Origin of the sequence: Streptomyces sp. WMMB303 (assembly GCF_029351045.1) — a bacterium.
Lineage (GTDB): Bacteria > Actinomycetota > Actinomycetes > Streptomycetales > Streptomycetaceae > Streptomyces.
In genome coordinates this window covers 2,369,027-2,387,668 of record NZ_JARKIN010000001.1, presented here as the reverse complement: position 1 = coordinate 2,387,668, position 18,642 = coordinate 2,369,027, and the positions used below count along the sequence as shown (strand labels likewise).

At 73.9% G+C, this 18,642-nt stretch carries 16 protein-coding genes and 1 tRNA gene; 7 read left to right on the top strand and 10 right to left on the bottom strand.

Annotated features, from left to right (window positions below; all coding sequences use genetic code 11):
- Positions 1 to 39: 39 nt before the first annotated feature.
- Complete coding sequence (locus tag P2424_RS10770) at positions 40 to 1,023, bottom strand: D-2-hydroxyacid dehydrogenase (protein WP_276475546.1); 984 nt, start codon at positions 1,021 to 1,023, stop codon at positions 40 to 42.
- A gap of 236 nt (positions 1,024 to 1,259) precedes the next feature.
- Here P2424_RS10770 and P2424_RS10765 point away from each other — a divergent pair, with 236 nt between their 5' ends.
- The 3 genes from P2424_RS10765 to P2424_RS10755 all read left to right on the top strand — a co-directional run bounded on the left by P2424_RS10765 (position 1,260) and on the right by P2424_RS10755 (position 4,546).
- A complete protein-coding gene (locus P2424_RS10765; RefSeq protein ID WP_276475545.1) occupies positions 1,260 to 2,222 on the top strand; it encodes a decarboxylase in 963 nt (320 codons plus the stop codon).
- 232 nt (positions 2,223 to 2,454) lie between these two features.
- Positions 2,455 to 3,192: a decarboxylase gene (locus tag P2424_RS10760; protein ID WP_276475544.1), complete on the top strand. Its 738-nt coding sequence runs from the start codon at positions 2,455 to 2,457 to the stop codon at positions 3,190 to 3,192.
- A 238-nt stretch (positions 3,193 to 3,430) separates the two neighbouring features.
- Positions 3,431 to 4,546 (top strand): LLM class flavin-dependent oxidoreductase, encoded by a 1,116-nt coding sequence (locus tag P2424_RS10755; RefSeq protein ID WP_276475543.1) that lies wholly within the window; start codon positions 3,431 to 3,433, stop codon positions 4,544 to 4,546.
- A gap of 72 nt (positions 4,547 to 4,618) precedes the next feature.
- Here the strand turns inward: P2424_RS10755 and P2424_RS10750 are convergent, their stop codons facing one another.
- Positions 4,619 to 6,436, bottom strand: coding sequence for an EAL domain-containing protein (locus P2424_RS10750; protein ID WP_276475542.1), 1,818 nt, complete (start codon positions 6,434 to 6,436; stop codon positions 4,619 to 4,621).
- A gap of 451 nt (positions 6,437 to 6,887) precedes the next feature.
- Here P2424_RS10750 and P2424_RS10745 point away from each other — a divergent pair, with 451 nt between their 5' ends.
- Positions 6,888 to 8,180 carry a M6 family metalloprotease domain-containing protein gene (locus P2424_RS10745; protein ID WP_276475541.1) on the top strand — a complete coding sequence of 431 codons (1,293 nt, stop codon included), beginning with the start codon at positions 6,888 to 6,890 and terminating at the stop codon, positions 8,178 to 8,180.
- Between the two features lie 93 nt (positions 8,181 to 8,273).
- On the opposite strand, the gene P2424_RS10740 is transcribed toward P2424_RS10745, so the two are convergent.
- The 6 genes from P2424_RS10740 to P2424_RS10715 all read right to left on the bottom strand — a co-directional run bounded on the left by P2424_RS10740 (position 8,274) and on the right by P2424_RS10715 (position 13,974).
- On the bottom strand, positions 8,274 to 8,906 hold the full coding sequence (locus tag P2424_RS10740; protein WP_276475540.1) for a MerR family transcriptional regulator: 633 nt from the start codon (positions 8,904 to 8,906) through the stop codon (positions 8,274 to 8,276).
- A gap of 194 nt (positions 8,907 to 9,100) precedes the next feature.
- Positions 9,101 to 9,174: transfer RNA gene (locus P2424_RS10735), tRNA-Lys, on the bottom strand.
- Positions 9,175 to 9,290: 116 nt separating this feature from the next.
- Complete coding sequence (locus P2424_RS10730) at positions 9,291 to 9,695, bottom strand: hypothetical protein (RefSeq protein WP_276475539.1); 405 nt, start codon at positions 9,693 to 9,695, stop codon at positions 9,291 to 9,293.
- Between the two features lie 105 nt (positions 9,696 to 9,800).
- Positions 9,801 to 11,204, bottom strand: coding sequence for an AAA domain-containing protein (locus tag P2424_RS10725; RefSeq protein WP_276478916.1), 1,404 nt, complete (start codon positions 11,202 to 11,204; stop codon positions 9,801 to 9,803).
- Positions 11,205 to 11,209: 5 nt separating this feature from the next.
- Entirely contained in the window at positions 11,210 to 12,745 is a 1,536-nt protein-coding gene (locus tag P2424_RS10720) for a hypothetical protein (protein WP_276475538.1), read from the bottom strand.
- Positions 12,745 to 13,974 (bottom strand): hypothetical protein, encoded by a 1,230-nt coding sequence (locus P2424_RS10715; protein WP_276475537.1) that lies wholly within the window; start codon positions 13,972 to 13,974, stop codon positions 12,745 to 12,747. Before P2424_RS10715 ends, P2424_RS10720 begins: the two co-directional genes overlap by 1 nt.
- Before the next feature lie 157 nt (positions 13,975 to 14,131).
- On the opposite strand from P2424_RS10715, the gene P2424_RS10710 reads away from it, so the two are divergent.
- Complete coding sequence (locus P2424_RS10710; RefSeq protein WP_276475536.1) at positions 14,132 to 14,725, top strand: histidine phosphatase family protein; 594 nt, start codon at positions 14,132 to 14,134, stop codon at positions 14,723 to 14,725.
- Positions 14,726 to 14,764: 39 nt separating this feature from the next.
- On the opposite strand, the gene P2424_RS10705 is transcribed toward P2424_RS10710, so the two are convergent.
- A complete protein-coding gene (locus tag P2424_RS10705) occupies positions 14,765 to 16,231 on the bottom strand; it encodes a tetratricopeptide repeat protein (RefSeq protein ID WP_276475535.1) in 1,467 nt (488 codons plus the stop codon).
- A 173-nt stretch (positions 16,232 to 16,404) separates the two neighbouring features.
- On the opposite strand from P2424_RS10705, the gene P2424_RS10700 reads away from it, so the two are divergent.
- The gene (locus P2424_RS10700; protein ID WP_276475534.1) at positions 16,405 to 16,815 is read left to right on the top strand and encodes a hypothetical protein; all 411 of its coding nucleotides are present in this window, start codon (positions 16,405 to 16,407) and stop codon (positions 16,813 to 16,815) included.
- 67 nt (positions 16,816 to 16,882) lie between these two features.
- Here the strand turns inward: P2424_RS10700 and P2424_RS10695 are convergent, their stop codons facing one another.
- Positions 16,883 to 17,350 (bottom strand): hypothetical protein, encoded by a 468-nt coding sequence (locus tag P2424_RS10695; RefSeq protein WP_276475533.1) that lies wholly within the window; start codon positions 17,348 to 17,350, stop codon positions 16,883 to 16,885.
- A gap of 247 nt (positions 17,351 to 17,597) precedes the next feature.
- Here P2424_RS10695 and P2424_RS10690 point away from each other — a divergent pair, with 247 nt between their 5' ends.
- On the top strand, positions 17,598 to 18,533 hold the full coding sequence (locus tag P2424_RS10690; RefSeq protein ID WP_276475532.1) for a fused MFS/spermidine synthase: 936 nt from the start codon (positions 17,598 to 17,600) through the stop codon (positions 18,531 to 18,533).
- Positions 18,534 to 18,642: the final 109 nt, after the last annotated feature.

The following is an 18,642-nucleotide window of genomic DNA, read 5'->3' as shown; positions in this document are numbered from 1 at the left end:
GGCGGGCACGGGGCGCCGGGGAGCCCCGTGCCCGGCCGGTCAGTCCGTCCGCGCGGCGGGGGCCGACGGAACGTAGCCGAGGTCCTTGTCGACGACGTTCAGCAGCGGCTCGCCCGCCTCCCAGCGGTCGAAGTTGTCCAGGAACTGTTCCGCGAGATCGTTGCGCCAGCCGATCGTGTCACCGCTCATGTGCGGCGAGACGAGCAGTCCGGGCACGTCCCAGAGCCTGCTGTCGGCAGGCAGCGGCTCCTCGGCGAACACGTCCAGCGCGGCGCCCCGGATGTGGTGCTTGAGCAGCGCGTCCACCAGGTCGTCCTCGACCACGTGCGCGCCCCGCCCGACGTTCACGAAGTGCGCTTCGGGCTTCATCCGCGCAAACATCGCGGCGTCGAACATACCCGTCGACTCCTGGGTCAGCGGTGCGACGCACACGACCCAGTCCGAGTCGCCGAGCAGGCCGGGCAGCGAGTCCGTGCTGTGCACGCGCCCGAATTCGGGGTCCCCGTCCCGTGCGGTCCGGCCGACGAGGTCCACTTTGACACCGAGTGCCAGCAGTGCGCGCCCGATTTCCCGGCCGATGGGCCCGGAACCGACAACCGTCGCCCGACTTCCTCCGACACGGAATGTCTCTCGGTGCCGCCAGCGGCGCTGTCGTTGCAATTCCCAGGTGCCACGGAAGTCTTTGGCCATGGCCAGTACGAGCCCGAGGACGTATTCGGCGATCGGGCGGTCGAACACGCCCCGTGCATTGGTGATGACGGTCTCGCGACCGTCGGCCAGCTCCGGCAGCAGCCGGTCCACACCGGCGCTCGGGGTGTGTACCCAGCGTGGCCGGGGGCCGTCGCCCGGCCAGGCGTCGCGTACCGCGTCGGAGAGGAAGTCCCAGACCAACAGGACGTCGGCCTCGGGAAGTTGGTCGGCGAGCGTCTTCTCGTCGGCATGCACGACGCGTGCGCGTCCCGCGAGTCGGTCGAGCCGGGGAAGCGGCTCGGCATCGAGGACAAGAACGCAGGTTTCGGACATAGGTAGGAAACCGTTTCGAAACGCAGGGACGGTTGGCTGAAGGGGTGAGCCGGGAGGGACGGGAACCAGCCTCAGATGGCGGGATTGACCACGGTAGGGAGCAGAAACTACCTTCGTCAACAAAGACATCTGTCCCGGCGTCCCGGCTTCTGACCGGCTTTGCTTTTCCTCTGACTTCCCTTGACTCAGGGGCCTTCTGGCCATGAGCCTTCCCCTCCGTTCTTTTGGGGTCCGAAATGGACGTCTCCTTCCTCGGCGGACCGTTGCCGCAGCGCGGCGTGGGAATCGTCGCTCCCTTCGACTTCGCACTGGACCGTGAGCTCTGGCGCTGGGTGCCGGACGACGTGTCCCTGCACCTGACCCGCACCCCCTTCGTCCCCGTCGAGGTCAGCCTCGACCTCGCACGCCTGGTCAGCGAGCACGAGACGCTGCGTGAGGCGACCCGCGCGCTGTGCGCCGTGGCCCCGGAAGTCGTGGCCTACGCCTGCACATCGGGCAGTTTCGTGGGCGGTACGGCCGGTGAACGCGCCATGGCGACCGCAATGGCGGACGCCGGTGAGATGCCGGCCCTGACCACCTCGGGTGCGATGCTGGACGCGCTGCGTGAGATCGACGCACGGCGCATCGCGATCGTCACCCCCTACACCAAGTCGGTCACCGACTCCCTGGAGGACTACCTGGACGAGGCCGGGATCGGCATCACCGGGCGCTGCTACATGGGGCTCACCCGGGAGATCTGGCGGGTGGCCTACCGGGACGTGGTCGACATGGCCCGGGAAGCGGTGGTGGACGCGCCCGACGCGCTGTTCATCTCCTGCACCAACCTCCCGACCTACGACGTCATCCCGCAGCTGGAGGCCGAGCTGCGGATGCCTGTGCTCTCCGCGAACCAGGTCACCATGTGGGCGGCCCTGCGCGCGGTCGGCAAGCAGGCCGTCGGCCCCTACCAGGCGCTCCTCGACCCGGTCGCGCGGCGCGGCCCGGCCGCCATGACGTCCACCACCGGCACCCAGCCGGTGGCGCACGAGGCGGACGGACTCGTCGAGCCCGAGGAGCAGCAGGTCGGCCACGAGCCGGAGGCGGCGCTGGCGGGAGCGGGCACCGAGCCCGGCGACCCGCTGGAGGGCACCCCCGACCTCGGCTACGGGCATCCCGGGCTCCCGGACGAGTGGGGCAGCGGCCCCCAGCCCCCGGTCTGACCCTTCCCCGTCCGCACCCGCCCGCACGGCATCCCGTACGGGCCCACCCTCCGCACGGTCCGCCGTGCGGATCCCCTTCCGTACGGTCGCCGTGCGGATCCCCTTCCGTACGGCCCGCCGTACGAACCAACCGCCGTACCGCCACCGGCAGTACGGCGGTCCCGCACGCATGCGAGCACTCGCAGCGGACCACACAGCGCAGCACACCTTTCAGCACCCACAGGAGGCGTAGATGGCACAGGCGGCATCGGCACCGGCGGTCGGATTCCTCTACCCCGGCTACTCGGCCGAGGACGACTACCCGAGGCTGGAGCGGATCCTCGCCGAGGCGGGCGCCGAGGTACGGCTGCCGCTCGTGCACACCGACATCGGCGAGGACGCCCACCGGGTGGACGCCCTGCTGGAGATGGGGTCCGCGGCCCGGCTCGCCGCGAAGGTCGAGGAGGTCAAGGGCGAGGACATCCAGGCCGTCGTGTGGGCCTGCACCAGCGCCAGCTTCGTCTTCGGCTGGGACGGCGCCCACGAGCAGGTCCGGGAGCTGGGAGAGACGGCGGGGCTCCCCGCCTCCAGCACCTCCTTCGCCTTCGCGCACGCCGTCCGCGACCTCGATGTCGACCGCGTCAGCATCGCGGCGACCTACCCGGAAGACGTCGCCGAGCTGTTCACCGGCTTCCTCAAGGCCGCGGGCGCCGAGGTGGTCGCCATGCGCGGCAGCGGCATCATCACCGCCGCCGAGGTCGGCACCTGGGGCGAGGAGGAGGTGCTGGCGCTGGCCCGCGGCGGCGACCACCCCGACGCGCAGGCCGTACTGCTGCCGGACACCGCCCTGCACACCGCAGCCCACATCCCCGCCCTGGAGGCCGAGTTGGGCAAGCCCGTCCTCACAGCCAACCAGGTCACCGCGAAGGAGGGGCTGCGGCTGCTGGACCGCAAGGTGCACTGCCCGGAGCTGGGCGCGCTCTTCTCCTGACCGGCGCGGTCCCGTCCGCGCTTCCGGTCCTCCGGCGCCGAACCGGCCACCGGGGGACCGGGCGGGCGCGGCGGCTCCCCGGCGCGCTCTCCGCCCGTCCCGCGCCGGACCTGCGGCCGGTCTGCCGCACCCGGGAAGACAGCGGCCCTCCGGCGCGTTGTACCGGCTCGTGGCCCGCGGACCCCGGCACGGGGCGCGCGGGCCGGGTACCGGAACGCAGCAGGAAGGCGAAGCCATCGTGAGCCAGCAGGGCGAGGACGCACAGCACCAGGATCCGACGACCGGTATCCGGGGCGAGGCGCGGGGCGAGGCCCCCGTGCCCCTCTCCGTCCTCGACCTGGTCAACGTGGGCGAGGGGTACACGGCGCGGGAAGCGCTGGAGACCTCCACCCGGATGGCGGCCCTCGCCGACGCCCGCGGCTTCACCCGCTACTGGGTGGCCGAACACCACTCCATGCCCGGCGTCGCCAGCTCCTCGCCCGCCGTCATCCTGGCCCATCTCGCCTCCCACACCCGCCGCGTCCGGCTGGGCTCGGGCGGCGTGATGCTGCCCAACCACGCTCCGCTGGTGATCGCCGAGCAGTTCGGCACGCTGGAGGCGCTCGCGCCGGGCCGGATCGACCTGGGGCTGGGCCGGGCACCGGGCACCGACGGTGCGACGGCCGCCGCGCTGCGGCGCACCGAGAAGCTGCGCGAGGGGGCGGACGACTTCCCGCAGCAGCTCGCCGAACTGGTCCGGTTCCTGGACGACGACTTTCCCGACGGCCACCGCTACGCCCGCATCCACGCCGTGCCCGGACCCGTGCAGACTCGCGGTACCGGGGCGGACGGCGCCGCGCACCGGCCGCCGGTGTGGCTGCTGGGCTCCTCCGGATTCAGCGCCCAGCTCGCGGGGCAGCTGGGGCTCCCGTTCGCCTTCGCGCACCACTTCTCGGCCGCCAACACGCTCCCGGCCCTGGAGCTCTACCGTGAGACGTTCCGCCCCTCGGCGGTGCTGGCGGAGCCCTACGCGCTGATCGGCGCCGCCGCGCTGGCCGCCGAGGACGAGAAGGAGGCCCGCCGCCAGGTGCTGACGGGCGCCCTGTCCATGGTGCGGCTGCGGACCGGACGGCCCGGACTGATCCCCACCCCGGAGGAGGCCGAGGCGTACCCGTTCAGCCCCGTGGAGCGCGATTTCGTGGAGAGCTGGCTGGGCAACGTCACCTACGGCACCGCGGACGCCGTGCGGGCCGGACTCGACGCGCTCGTCGAGCGGACCGGCGCCGACGAGCTGATGCTCACCGCCAACGCGCACACCCCCGAGGCCCGGGCCCGGTCGCTGGAACTGATAGCCGACGCCTACCGGCTCCCCTGACCGGGTGCGGCGGTTCCGGAGGAGCGACCCCCGGTTCCGGGCGGCGCTCTCCCGGAACCGGGCTGCGGAGGGCTACGCGCTGCCCGCCTCCGGGGGCGACCACGCCAGCAGCTCGGCGATCCGGTCGGCCGCCATGGGTTTGGCGTAGTGCCAGCCCTGCCCCGTGTCGCAGCCGATCCGGCGGAGGCGCTCGGCCTGCGCCGGGCCCTCCACGCACTCGGCGGTGACGGTCAGGCCCAGCTTGTGCGCGAGCTGGACCAGGGCCGTCACGATCGTCTCGTCCGCGGGGTTCTGGTGCCGTGCCGTGCGGAAGCCGCGCACGAAGGTGCCGTCCAGTTTGAGCGCGCGCACCGGGAGCCGGCTGAGGTAGGCCAGGTTGGAGTAGCCGGTGCCGAAGTCGTCGATGGCGATGCGTACCCCCATCTCCGAGAGCGCCTGCAGCGCCTGGAGGGGGCGCCCGGCCGACCCCATCACCGCCGACTCGGTCAGCTCCAGCTGGAGCAGCCCGGCCGGCAGCCCGGTCTCCTCCAGGATCTCGGCCACGTCGCGCACCAGGTCGGAGTCCCATACCTGGCGCACCGCGACGTTGACGCTCACGTACAGCGGCGGTCCCGGGTGCTCCCGCATCCAGCGTCGCGCCTGCCGGCAGGACTCCTCCAGCACCCAGCGGCCCAGTGGCACGATGGCGCCGTTCTCCTCCGCGAGGCCGATGAACCGGTCCGGGCTGAGCATTCCGAACTGCGGATGCTGCCAGCGCACCAGCGCCTCGACCCCGCGCAGCCGGTCGTCGGCGAAGCCCACGATCGGCTGGTACTCCAGCACGAACTCGCCCCGCTCCACGGCCCGGCGCAGGGTGGAGGAGAGGGACTGCCGGGTCATCCGATGGGCGTTGCGCTCCGGGTCGAAGAGCGTCCAGCGGGCCTTGCCGTCGGCCTTGGCCCAGTACAGCGTGGTGTCGGCCGCCTGCATCAGTTCGGTGGGCGTGGTGCCTGCCGTCTCCCGCTCGACGACCCCGATGCTGGCCGAGACCGAGAGCCGCTGCCCGGCCAGGTCGAACGGCCGCTGGAGGGTGGCCAGGACGGACTGGGCGAGCTGGGTGAGCTGCTCGGTGCCGGTGGACGACTCGACCAGCAGTGCGAACTCGTCACCGCCGAGCCGGGCCACCAGATGGCCGCCGCCGTCCTCCCCGCCCGCCTCGGCGCACCGGGTCAGCCGCTGTGCCACCGCGTCCAGCAGGCTGTCGCCGATCCGGTGGCCGAGGGTGTCGTTGACGGCCTTGAAGCCGTCCAGGTCGAGGTAGCACAGGCCGGTCCGGCCCGTCGCCGAGTCGGCCAGTGCTCCGGCCAGCCGTTCGAAGAAGAGGGTGCGGTTGGGCAGCCTGGTGACCGGGTCGTGCATCTGCAGATGCCGCAGCCGCTCCTGGAGGTCGCGGCGCTCGCTGATGTCGGCGATGGACAGCAGCGCCTCGCCGCCGCGCGCGGTGGGGGTCACCGTGATCTCGGCCCAGAGGGTGTGTCCGTCGGCGTGCTTGAGCCTGCGGGTGCAGGACATCCGGTCGGTACGGCCCTGCAGCGCCTCGTGGTACGCGCTGCGCACCCGTCCGTCCAGGCCGAGCCCGACCAGTTCGGCGATGGGCCGTGCGGTCAGCCGGTTCGGTTCGGCGCCCAGCAGGATTCCCAGCGCCCGGTTGGCCGTCAGCACCCGGCCGTTGGGGTCGACGATGGCCATCGGCAACTGCGCCGCGTGAAAGGCGGCCCGGAAGTCGCTCTCGTTGTGCCCGTGGTGTGCGCGCCGCCGCCAGCGCTTGTGGCTACTTTCCGTGATGGTCTGGGATTGGGTTACGAGGGCTTCGCCGGAGTCTTTGCCCGGTCCTTCGAGGGGTCCGTTCACCGATCGCTCCGCGGGGGGCTCGTCTCGTGCGGATCGGTCGGCCGGCTGCCCGTGGGCCGCCCAGGGGAGGATCCGCGCTGGAAATGTGCCGATCATAGAGGTTGGCGCCCGAGTGGAGCCAGTGTCTCCGCTCGGGCTCCCGGTCGGTCGGGTGGCCGGGGCTCGGGTACGGGCGCACGGGTGACCGTTTCCGCATCGGTCCTGAGTGTGCCCTGACCACTATCGACCGCCTATTACGAAGAGTAGTCATACTGCGGTTGACTCGTCCGGTCTATCGAAACAGCGCGTATCCGGACATATGGCGCGAATCTGAGGGGGTCCATCCGTCCTCTTCCGGTGAGGTCTTCGCGTGGCGCGTGCGTCTGTACCCGACGGAGTGGCTCCGCACCGTTCCGGGCGCGGCGCGGACTCCCTTGGGCCCGGGATCCGGCACCGGGTGGGAGCGGTGCTGATGGCGCTGACCGCCTTCATGGGGGTCGGCCTGGTGGCCGGCCCCGTGCAGGCCGTCGCGGTGGGCATGCCGTGCGCCCTGCCGCGCACCGATGCGCACCACTCGCTGGGTCTGGACACCTGGAACGCCTCCTATCCGCGTCCCGAGGGGACGCTCGACGCCGCCCTTCTCTTTCTCTCTTTCCCCGATGCGACCCCGATGGCCACCCCTCGCGAGCTTGTGAATGACCATTTCCCTGCTACATCAGACTTTTTCAAGCGGGCGAGTTACGGAAAGTTCCGCTTGCGACCGCGTCCGGTCGACCGCTGGATCCGGATGCCCCGCCCCGCGGCGGAGTACGACATACAGCGGGACTGGCGCGCTGACCTGCGCAACTCCTACCTGCGCGATGCCGTTGCCGCCGCCGACCCGCGGGTGGACTTCGGCCGCTACGACGTCGTCTACCTGATCGCGGACCCGGATGCCCCGGGTGTGGATCCCGATGCGACGAAAGTGGTCAATCTGAATGAGCCGCTGCACGCGGACGGGGTGGAGCTCGACCGCATCGTCACCGTGTTCGAACAGAGTCCACCCGACCGCAATGTCCTGGCCCACGAGACCGGGCACCTCTTCGATCTGCCCGACCTCTACCAGCGGCCCGCCGACGGCAAGGCGGACTGGGACACCAGGGTCGGGGACTGGGACCTGATGGGAAGCCAGTTCGGACTGGCACCCGAGCCGTTCGGCTGGCACAAGTGGAAGCTCGGCTGGCTGGACCGGTCCAACGTGGCCTGCATCCCGACGACCGGGGACGCGGCCCGGCAGCAGGCGCACGCGGAGTCGCCCCGGACCCGCTACACGCTGCGGCCCCTGGCCGCCCCCGCGCACCGGGCGCGGGCCCGCCACGAGGTGCGGCGCCCGGTCACGGCCGGGGCCGGGCCGCCGACCGCACCCGAGCGGGTGGCCCCGGCGACGGGCGCGGACGGAGTCCGGCTCCTCGTCCTGCGGACCGGCGCCCACCGGGCCCTGGTCATGGAGATCCGCGAGCGCGCGGGCAACGACGCGGGGGCCTGCTCCGAGGGTCTGCTGATCTACCGGGTGAGCAGCGACACACCCTCCACACACGGCCCCGTGCAGGTCGTCGACGGTCATCCGGGGACCTCCCGCTGCCGCGAGATCTCCGTGCACAGCCAGCTCGCCGACGCGCCGCTCGGCGTGGGCGAGACCTGGTCCGACCCCCGGGACGCCCTCCGTGTCGAGGTCACCGGACGCACCCCGGACGGCGACTGGGAACTGCGCGTGGTCAGGGACTGACGGACCGCACGCGGCGGGCGCCCCGGGGCCGGTGGGCGGGCAGCGGGCGGCCCGGGGCCGGACGGCGGCGGCTCGGGCGCCGCGAAGGGCGGGTCAGTCGCACAGCTCGGCCGACCGGTGCGCCTGGGCGAGGCTGCGCAGCGCGGCCAGCAGCGCGTCACCCAGGAGGTTGCCCAGGACCACCGCCTCGGCCCTCGCGTCGGCGTCCGGGCGCTTGCGGACGACCTCCAGATCGGTGGCGGCCACGGCGTCCGCGGCGCGTGCGTAGGTGTCGAGCTGGTCGGCGAAGTCGTCCTGGCCCAGCCCCCGCAGTGCGCCCAGGGCCCGCGCCGCGGCGTCCAGGGCCGGAGCGTGCTCCTCGATCTGCCAGCCCTGGCGCGCGACCAGGGCCCGGATCTCGGCGAGAGCCGCGCGCTGCCCCGGCTCGTCGGGGTGGGCCGGCCCCGTCCGGGCGGCGGGCACGGTCTGCCGGGCGGCGCCCAGCACCTTGCGGCTGCCGCGCTGCGGGCTGTCGAGCGCGGCGACGACGTCGCGGGCGGCGGCGACCGAGAGTCCGCCCACCTCCAGCAGGGCGCGGATGAGGCGCAGCCTGGTCACGTGCTGTTCGTCGTACCGGGCCTGGTTGCGGCCGGTGCGCTCGCCGGGTGCCAGCAGCGACTCCCGTACGTAGTACTTGATCGTCGGTGCGGGCACTCCGCTGAGTCGACTCAGCTCCGCAATGCGCATCGGTTTCCCTTCTCCGCTCTGCACGGGGGCCATGTGCACCTTCTCCCACCCTTGATAGATAGTCCAACTATCGGGAGTGGGGCTGCCCGCCATCCGCCGTGTCCGGTCCCGGGGGCCCACGCCGCTCCGCGCTCCGGACCGGCCGCACGCACGACGAAGGCCCCCCGCTTCCGCGAGGGGCCTTCGACTGTCTGTGCGCCGCCAGGGACTCGAACCCCGGACCCGCTGATTAAGAGTCAGCTGCTCTAACCAACTGAGCTAGCGGCGCCTGCTGACGTGGTAGACCTTAGCACCACGATCCGGTGAAGCGAAAATCGATATTCCGCACGCCCCCGTCCCGACCTGCGACGCCGCGCCCCAGGCCCGGGACGGGTCCGGGGAGACTCACTGCCGACCGGGCGGCCGAGTGCCCGGCACCCGGTCGCGCAGCAGATCCTGGCCGAACTGGATCATCTTCCGGGCGTACTCCTCGCTCCAGCCGCCCCGGTCCGCGATCGCCTCGTCCGGCAGCTTGTCGAAGCGCTTGGGGTCGGCGAGCTGCGCGGCCGCCGACGCCTGGTACTCCTGCGCCCGGTCGGCAGCCGCACGGAACGCGTGCACCAGCTCCGTCGCCCGGTCCAGCAGCTCCTTGGGATCGGTGAGCGACTCCAGGCCGAAGAAATGCTCGTCGTCCGGAGCCGCCTCGGCCGGCTCGAACAGCAGCGGTGCCGGTCGGCGGTGCAGCGGGCCGCCCCCGCTCCCTCCGCCGGACGAGTGCGCGGGGTCCGGAGCCGCGTGCGGCTCAGCCATGTACATACCTCCAAGACGGTGGGCCGCCCTCCATTGTGCGCTCCGCACCCGCGCCTCCGCACGGCCCGCGGAAGCGGCTGCTCCGCAGCCGGCGGGCCCGCGCGGTCACTCCTCCCGCACCCGGTGCCGGGCCAGGTGCGCCAGCACCGCCTGATGGGCCTCCCAGCCGTCCGGAGCGGGCGCCGCGGCGCCCAGCTGCACCGGTTCGGTCGCCGGATGGTCGTCCAGCAGGGCGGCGACGCCCGCCCGGCACACCACCACGCACGCGTGCCGGTGCCGCGACGCCAGCACGCACAGCCGTCCCGTCTCCAGATGGAAGTCGGTCGCGTCCGGCCGCCCGGACAGCGGGTGCAGCACGACGGTGACGTCGAACTCCCGCCCCTGGAGCCGGTTGGCCGTGTCGACGGTGACCCGCGCCGCGGCGTCGCCCCCGGCCCCGCCCGGCGCGGCCAGCGCCGCCCGGACCGCCGCCGCCTGGTCCCGGTGCGCCGTGCCCACCGCGATCCGGTCGGCGGACAGCGGCGAGTCCGGGTCGCCGTCGCCGTGCTTCTCGCCGCGGGTGCGGCCCTCCCGCTCCAGCATCCGGTGCACCAGCCGCGCGACCGCCGCGACGGCCTCCGGGTCCGTCCGGGGCGTGCGGGCCGCGGGCAGCTCCAGCAGGCCCCAACCGGCCGCGGCGGCCTCGTCCAGCACCGCGTCCAGCGGCGAGCCGTCGGCCGGCCCGGTGAAGGCGAGCCGCCGCTCGCCGGGTCCCGTCCCGCTGCGGAACGGCGTGTACGGATAGAACGCGTCCGACACCAGCTCGGCGGCCGAGGCGGGCAGCCGCCAGGAGACCGGCAGCCGATGCTGCGGCAGCCCGGGATTGTGCGCCAGCAGCGTGCCGACCGCACCGGCGGAGGGATCGTGCGCCTGGCCCGCCCACTGCTCGACCCCGACCTGGCTGAACGGATCGAGCTGCCCCGGATCGCCCACGAACAGCGCCCGCTCGAACAGCCCGGCCACGGCCAGCAGCGCGTCCGAACGCATCTGGTACGCCTCGTCGACGATCGCGTGCCGCCACGGCTGCTCCGGCGCCACCCACGCCCACTTCGCCGCGGTGGAGACGACCACCTCCAGCCCCGCCAGATCCGCGGGCTTCGCGGAGGGCCGCACCGAGGGGTGCCGGTCCAGCATCGGGTCGTAGGGCCTGGGCTCACTGCTGTGCAGCCGCCCCACCGGCAGCTCGGGGTCGGCTGTCGCCAGCCGGTCCACCAGGTCGTCCACCTGCGCGTTGGTCTGCGCGACGACCATCAGCGGATGGCCGGCTGCGGCCAGCTCGCGCGCGGCCCGCACCACGAGGGTGGACTTGCCCGCGCCGGGCGGCGAGTTCACCACCACGCCCCGGTGCGCGCCCCCCAGCGTGTCGGCCAGGATCGCCTCGGTGGCCGCGGCGGCGGCCCGGCCCGGGTCGGCCGTGCCCTCCGCGTCCCCGCCTCCCGCCCGCGGCGGGCCCCCGGGCTGCTCCACCAGCGCCGTCACAGCACGTCCTCCGCGGTCACCGGGTCCGGCTGCTCCGCGACCCGGTCGCCCGGCGGGCCGCCGTGCGTCCAGGGCGTCTCCTCCGGCTCCGGCAGCCCGGGCCCGCCCCGCGGCGCGTGCTCGAACACCGTCCAGCACGTCAGATCACCCTTCTCCGGCACCGTGCCCGGCGCCGGCTCCTTGCCCCGGCCCATCCCGCCGACCAGCCGCAGTACGTACTCCCCGGGCCCCGCCAGCTCCGCCAGCTCGGCCCGCTGCCGGCCGCCGGCGGGCAGCCGGCGGTGCAGCTTGTCCCCGTCGGACAGCAGCGGCGCGTCCTGGGTGTGCACCGTGACCAGCGGGCGAGGCGAGGGCCGTTTGCCGTCCGAGTACGCCATCTCGACCTCCAGCACCTCCGCCAGGAACGCCTCGCCCGCCAGCCGCCGCACGGCCATCACCAGTGGGTCGTCCAGCGCCTCCTGGGCGTCCAGCTCCGCCTGCCGCTGCTCGCGCATGGCGAGCTTGCGGGCGGCCGTCACCGCGTCGTCCCGGCGCGGCTGCGGCGGCTCGCCGGCCCGCAGCCGGTCCCGATGGTGGGTGTAGGACTGCCGGTCGCGGCGCCACCTGTCGGGCAGATGCGCGGCGTCCGGCAGCGTCCGCAGCAGGTCGACGCCCTGCCACATGGCCTCCCAGGTGGCGCTGAGCTGGCCCGCGACCAGGTCGTGCACCTCCTGGGCGGCGCCGGGCACCCCGCGGTCGTGCCGCGCGAGCGCCGGGGCCAGCAGCTCGTTGTCGAACGCCGGGTCGGTCGCGGGTCCGGCGGGCGGCACCAGGAGCTGGCCGCGCTCGTCCCGGCCCAGCTCGGCCCGGAGCGCCGCCTCGGCTCCGCCGAGCCCGTCCGGCGGCGCCAGCCAGGCCAGCAGCGCGCCCAGGTGCTGGTCCTCCAACTGGCTCTGTCCGGTGGCCCAGTGCCGGGACAGCAGCCCCGTCATGGGCAGCAGCAGTGAGGACCCCGGCACCCGGGCACGTTCGCCGTAGTGCGTCAGCCAGCGGCCCAGCAGCGGCACCCGGGGCGGCGCCGGATGCTGGGCCTCCGGATCCTCCTCGGCGGTCCGCCGGAACCGCGTCGAGCGTCCCAGCAGCCGCACGAAATCCACGCCGGGGCCGGTGGGGACCAGCACCTGCGGCGCGTCGGCGCACAGCTCCGCCTCGACGGTGACCCGCTTTCCGGTCTCCGGGTCGGTCTCCTTGCGCTCGACCAGCTCCACCTCGTCCTGGCAGGACTCCAGGTGCGGCAGCATCGCCTCCGCCAGCCGCCCCAGGAAGGCGAACCGCAGATCGCGGTCGCGCGGCTGCGCCACGGTGAACACCTCGGGCGCCGTCCGTTCGGTGCCCAGCATCACCCCCAGTGGCGCGCCGTTCTCACCTGCGGTCGTCAACGGGACGAGAACGAGCGGGCGTTCGGCCAGATGCCGGTGGCGCACGGTCGCCACCGGCCGCGCGCGGCCGCTCGCGGCGGCCTCCATCCGCGCCAGCGCGCTCAGCAGCGACATCAGGGCGCCTCCGTCCGCGGGTCGGCGGGCGCGGGCACCGGCCCACCGGTTCCGGCAGCCGCCGTATCCTCGCCGCACGTCTCGGACGTGCCGGCCGACCGCGCGGCGGACAGCGCCTCGGCCCGCAGCGTCGCCGCCCTGCGCAGCAGCGCCGCCGCCGGATCCGGCGCGGGGTCCGCCGGATCCCCGGAGGCCGCCGCGAGCACCTCGGACACCGTCCCCAGGCCGCCCAGCTCGCCTCGCACCGAGCGGCCCAGCGCGACCACTTCGCCCTCCCGGCGGGCCCGGTCGCGGCAGTGGAACGCCAGCTCGCAGGTGGACAGGCACTCCGGTGCGTACGCGGCGGGCACGGCCTCGACGGCCGCCGCCAGCGCGCCGGGCTCCTGGGCCGGGGCGAAGTGGGCGCCGGCGGGCAGTTCGGCGGCGATCTCCTCCAGCCCGGTCAGCCGCCTCAGCTGGCGGCGGGTGGCGGCGATCTGCTTGCGCAGCGGCAGCAGGCCACCGGTGGGCAGGTTGGAGAAGTCCTTCGGGCACACCAGCAGTGCCTGTTCACGCACCGGCCGCAGATCCTCCAGCGCGAGTGCGTAGACCGCCGCCTGCCGGGCGGCGGCGCCCGCCTTCACCGGATCGGCCGCTCCGTCCAGGATCGGGAAGGACTTGATCTCGATGATCGACACCGTGCCGTCCGGGTGGACGGCCAGCGCGTCCGGCTCCAGATAGGCGGTGGAGCCGGCCACCTGGAGCGAGAGCAGCGGATGATCCAGCAGCGTCCAGCCCCCCTCCTCCGCCGCGGAGAGCGCCTCGCGGGTGCGGAAGGCGCGCGAGGCCGGGCCGTCTGCGGTCAGCTCCGGCACGGTGATCTCGGCCGGATCCGGACGGTCCGCACCGGTGTGGCTGCACAGCAGTTCGAGCAGGACCTGGCCGCCGTCCGCCTTCACCCGCGCCTCGAACACGTTGCCGCGGACCAGCGCGAACTGCGACTGGCCGAACGGAGCGGGCGCGCCGAGGGCCTGGGCGACCGCGCTCTTGTCCACGCCCGCGCCGTCCAGCAGCGCCCGGCGCCGGCAGCCCGGGTTGGCGGCGAGCGCGGACAGTGCCCGCGCGTCCAGCGGGCGCTGCGGCACGTCGGGCCCGCCGCGCAACTCGGCGAGCCGCTGCGGCGTGGCACGCCGGCCCGTCGGTTCGGCGCCCTGCGGCGGGGTCTGCTTCGGTGGCGAGGAGCGAGTCATCGGCGTGGCCTCGGGGGAGGGTGCGGTACCCGGCGAAGTCTCGCATCCAGCGCTGACAACGCGCCCCCGCCCGGTCGTTTCCGCGCGGGCTGAGTGAAGATGGAGGGGTGGTTTCCGGACAGACCGGAGCACCGAGAAGCACGTCCGAGAGGTCTCCATGGCAGCGCGCATCCTCCTCGTCCGGCACGGTCAGACCGCATGGTCGGTGACCGGGCAGCACACCGGCCGCACGGACGTCCCGCTGCTGGACGAGGGGCGCCGGATGGCGAAGCTGCTGGGCGAGCGGCTGCACCGGGCGCCCTGGAACGGGCTGCCCGGCGTCGAGGTGCGCACCAGCCCGCTGGTGCGCGCCAGTGAGACCTGCGAGCTGGCGGGCTTCCCGCAGGCGGAGCCGTGGGACGCCCTGATGGAGTGGGACTACGGCGACTACGAGGGGCTGACTCCGCCGCAGATCCGGGAGCGTGCCGGGGACGACTGGTTCATCTGGCGGGACGGCGTGACCGGCGGCGAGACGCTGGCCGAGGTCGCCGCCCGTGCCGATGAGGTGGTGCGCTGGGCGCGCTCGGCCGACCGCGACGTGCTGGTCTTCGCGCACGGCCACATCCTGCGCGTGCTGGGGGCCCGCTGGCTGGGCTACGACCCGTCGTTCGCGGCCCGCCTGAAGCTGGACCCCGCCTCGCTCTCCGTCCTCGGCTGGGCCTACGGCGATCCCGCCGTCGAGCGCTGGAACGACACCGGGCACCTGGACTGACCGATCCGCTGCGCCCGCGGTCCCCTCGGCCGCCGCCCGTCAGACCGTCGCCGCCCGGCGGTGGAGGAAGGCGGCCACCGCGGGCTCTCCGCGGAAGGCGGTGAGCCGTTCGGCTGCCGCCTCCAGCATGGCGCTGATCCGGGTGGACTGGACGCGACCGAGGAAGTCCAGCGCCTGCGATCCGGCGGCCGCCGCCTCCTCAGCCTGGCCCAGCGCGGCCAGATCGCCCGCGAGTTCGGCGGTGAACAGCGCGCGGTTGCGGGTGAAGTGCGGGTCCTGGAGCTGCACGGCCCGGGCGGCGTGCTCCGCGGCGCGGTCCCACATGCCCAGCGCCGACCAGCACTGCGCCTCCAGCCCCTCCAACTCCGCCTCCCCGAAGAAGGTCATCCACTCGGGGTCGTTCTCGCGGGTGCCCTTGCCGAAGAGGCGGCGGGCCCGGGCCAGCGCCTGTTGGCAGCCCGCCCGGTCGCCCAGGCCGGACCAGCCCCCGGCCTCGCGCAGCGCGAGCAGCGACAGCAGATGGTGCGAGCCGAGGCTCTCCGCGGCCTGCCGGCCCGCCTGCGCGGCGCGTACGGCCTCGCGCGGGCGGCCCGCGTCGCGGGCGAGGAAGGCGGTGTTGCAGAACGCGTGCGCCTCCAGCGCCGGGTCCTGGGCGACCCGCGCGGTGGCCAGTGCCTCCCCGTAGTGCGAGCGGGCGTCGCTGTAGCGGCCGGAGTCGTGGGCCAGCCAGCCCACGGAGATGGCCAGTTCGCCCGCCCCCGCGTGCAGCCTGTCGGTGATCGACTGACGGTGGGTGCCCGCGTCCAGCATGCCGTACGCGGCCTGCAGCGAGCCGATGGCCCGGCGGTAGAGCCGGGTGCCGCCGTGCCGGTCGTCGAGCAGCCGGATCCGGCGCACGGCGTCCTCGACGGCACCGGCCTCGGCGTCCCCCACGTGCGCGTGTGCGGGGACTGCCGGGGGCGCGGGGTGGGCGGCCCGGGCGCTGGGCGCGGTACCGCCCAGGGAGGTGGTGGCAAGGGCGGCTGGACCGCCGGTCATGAAAGCGCGACGTAGCACGTCGCTCTCCTCGTCGTACTCGGGACAGTTGAGGAATGCGGTGAAACCAGGGCTGTCGGAACGGATGGTGAACGGGGGGTGTGGCGAGTGGGTGGAATCGTTGCGGCGCGTGGGGGATTGCAGGGGCGCACGCTCATCCGCATGCGCCCTGCGAGTGCGCGCTGCACGACCGCGCACCGCCTCGCGGGGTGCGAAGCCCATGTCCGTCAGCGAACAGCCCGGAAACATGTGCAGGAACACCCGCTCGTAGGCGTAGTTGGGGCATCTGATCTCCCCGGACTCCACGCGGCCGATGTAGCGCGCGTCGCAGGAGACCTGCTCGCCGATCTCGCGGGCCGAGCGGCGCACGGCCGCCGCGAACTCCCCCGGGGAGAGATGCCCCCTCAGCGCCCGGAAAGCGGTGTTGGGGCGATGCTGCGGTGCTGGTGACGTTGAGGGTGGCGACGCCATGGCTGAAACGTACCGGCTGTGACGGTGCGGGCACCCAGTGTTTGGCTACAAACGGGATATCTCACCCTGCTTCTGCCATGAAGTGCCATCCAATGCGCTGGTTCGCCGCCGTAGCCGTTGACAAAGACAGCCGTTGAACGTGGCACAACGACCGCGAGGAGGCGTCTGAGTTGTTGGACACTGGCGTAGGCAGCGACGCGCGGGCGGCCCGGTGCGTTCCCGGCCCCTGTGACCTGGTGACCGTGCCCGCCCGGCACGGGCTCGAGGCCGTGGACATCCTCAGGCTCCGTGACGGTGTCGGCCCGGTGCTGCACGACCGCGCCGGGGACACCCTCGGCTTCCTCGTCCCGCCCGGCACCGCGGACTGCTGGGACCTGCCGGGCAGCGCCTGCACCCAGACCGCCCTGCCGGCGGCCGGGGGGTACGGAGCCGGGACGCGCGGCGCGTCGGGCGAGCCCCCGGTGGCCGGCACGGGCTGGCTGGTGCCCCCGGAGGGCGCCTACGCGCACGCCACCGAGCCCGCCGAACTCCGCGCCGCTCTCGGCGAGGCGGCCCGCACCATCGCCGCCGCCGGGCGCGGATGACGGCGCACCGAAGGGCTGCCCAGCGCCCCGCCCCGGAACGCTCGGCAGCCCACTGGGCTCCGCGGGATCAGCGCCCGTAGGCGCCGCCGCGCAGTGCCCGGGTGCCGGCCGGGCAGACCAGCGTCACGCGCTTGCTGCCCGACAGGACGGGCGTGACGTAGCGGACCCGGTTCGAGCAGTCGACGAAGACCCGGTACGCCGACCCGGAGCAGGAGATCGCGAAGACCCGTCCGGAGAGGTAGGGCCTCCAGCAGCGCAGGGAGGCCCGCGCCGGAGGCAGGGCCTGTCCGAACCGGCCGGCGGGCGACGCCTTGCCGGTCCGGATCCCGCCGGTCTTCAGGTCCTTGCTCGCGTAGTCCGCGTTCGCCGCCACCCCGGGTGTGGGAGCGCCGGCCGCGGCCGCGCCGGGTGCGGTGGCGCCGGGTGCGGTGGCGCCGGGTGCCGCGGCTGCCGCCGCGGGAGCCATTGCGCCGCCGATTCCGAGCGCGAGTACCGCGCTCATGCCCAGCGAAGCCAGGGAATTCCGAACTTTCATTCCTTTCCTCTTTCCTCAGTCGCACGGCCGACAGAGCCGGTCGCTCGATTTCGGAGCGACAAAAGAGAGAATCAAGGACGGTCAAAGGCGAAAGCAAGAATTCCGCACTTTTCGTATTGTAGTCACTCAACGGGAGTTGAGCCGCCGCACCCTACGGGACGAGGGGGAACGATCCCGTACGGGCGCGCGGCGCCATCGGGAAACCGCTCGTGTGGGTTACCTGGGAAGAGTGTCGGACAATGGCTGCATGGCACGGGGTACGGCACGGCGGCACGCCGACGAGCGCGGCGGCAGGGCGAGCGACGCGGGGCGCTCCGGACAGCGCTCCGCACCGCGGAGCAGGGGCCGGGGCGCCGGCGTCGTCCGCGCGGAGGTGGATGGCGGCGTGGCGGCGCTGGTGCCCGACCCCGACCGCCCGCACGCCTGGTCCCTGCTGCTGGACGAGGCCCCGCAGTCCTACGTCGACCTCGCCGACCCCACCCACCTCGGCTTCGAGTACCAGCGCAGACTCGGGCACGTGGTCGACGTCCTCGCGCCTCCCGGCCGCCCGGTCCAGGTCCTGCACCTGGGAGGCGGGGCGCTCACGCTGCCGCGGTACGTCGCCGCCACCCGGCCGCGCTCCACACAGCAGGTGGTGGAGGTGGACGAGGCGCTGACCCGGCTGGTGCGCGAGCACCTCCCGCTGGAGCCGGGCCGACGCCTCAGGGTGCGGAGCGGCGACGCGCGCGCCGCTGTGGAGAAGCTGCCCGAGGCGTGGGCGGATCTCGTCATCGCCGACGTCTTCGGCGGAGCCCGCACCCCCGCGCACCTCACCAGCGTGGAATTTCTGCACGAGGTGCGGCGGGTGCTGCGCCCCGACGGGTGGTACGCGGCGAACATCGTGGACGGCAAGTCGCTGCGCCACCTGCGGGCCCAGACCGCCACGGCGGCCGCGGTCTTCCCGGAGCGCTGCCTGCTCGCCGACCCCGCGGTGCTGCGCGGCCGCAGGTTCGGCAACGGTGTGCTGCTGGCAGCCGCGGGCGAGCTGCCCGTCGCCGAGCTGACCCGGCGCACGGCGGGCGATCCGCATCCCGGCCGGGTGGAGGCCGGGCGTTCCCTGGAGGCGTTCACGGCCGGCGCCGCGGTGGTGACGGACGCGACGGCAACGGCATCCCCGCCCCCGCCGGAGGGCACGTTCGGGTAGCCGGTAGACGCGGATCCCCGAAAACGCCAAACCCGAAAACGCGGATCCCCGAAAACGCGGATCCCTGAAGGTGCCCCTCGGTGGCACCCGAAAAGCGAAATGCCGAATT

Bases quoted from the DNA above. Each gene is read 5' to 3' on its own strand.
- P2424_RS10760 (WP_276475544.1), top strand. From the start codon at position 2,455: ATGGCACAGGCGGCATCGGCACCGGCGGTCGGATTCCTCTACCCCGGC.
- P2424_RS10765 (WP_276475545.1), top strand. From the start codon at position 1,260: ATGGACGTCTCCTTCCTCGGCGGACCGTTGCCGCAGCGCGGCGTGGGA.
- P2424_RS10705 (WP_276475535.1), bottom strand. From the start codon at position 16,231: ATGGCGTCGCCACCCTCAACGTCACCAGCACCGCAGCATCGCCCCAAC.
- P2424_RS10770 (WP_276475546.1), bottom strand. From the start codon at position 1,023: ATGTCCGAAACCTGCGTTCTTGTCCTCGATGCCGAGCCGCTTCCCCGG.
- P2424_RS10720 (WP_276475538.1), bottom strand. From the start codon at position 12,745: ATGTCGCTGCTGAGCGCGCTGGCGCGGATGGAGGCCGCCGCGAGCGGC.
- P2424_RS10740 (WP_276475540.1), bottom strand. From the start codon at position 8,906: ATGCGCATTGCGGAGCTGAGTCGACTCAGCGGAGTGCCCGCACCGACG.
- P2424_RS10745 (WP_276475541.1), top strand. From the start codon at position 6,888: ATGGCGCTGACCGCCTTCATGGGGGTCGGCCTGGTGGCCGGCCCCGTG.
- P2424_RS10695 (WP_276475533.1), bottom strand. From the start codon at position 17,350: ATGAAAGTTCGGAATTCCCTGGCTTCGCTGGGCATGAGCGCGGTACTC.
- P2424_RS10730 (WP_276475539.1), bottom strand. From the start codon at position 9,695: ATGGCTGAGCCGCACGCGGCTCCGGACCCCGCGCACTCGTCCGGCGGA.
- P2424_RS10715 (WP_276475537.1), bottom strand. From the start codon at position 13,974: ATGACTCGCTCCTCGCCACCGAAGCAGACCCCGCCGCAGGGCGCCGAA.
- P2424_RS10690 (WP_276475532.1), top strand. From the start codon at position 17,598: ATGGCACGGGGTACGGCACGGCGGCACGCCGACGAGCGCGGCGGCAGG.
- P2424_RS10710 (WP_276475536.1), top strand. From the start codon at position 14,132: ATGGCAGCGCGCATCCTCCTCGTCCGGCACGGTCAGACCGCATGGTCG.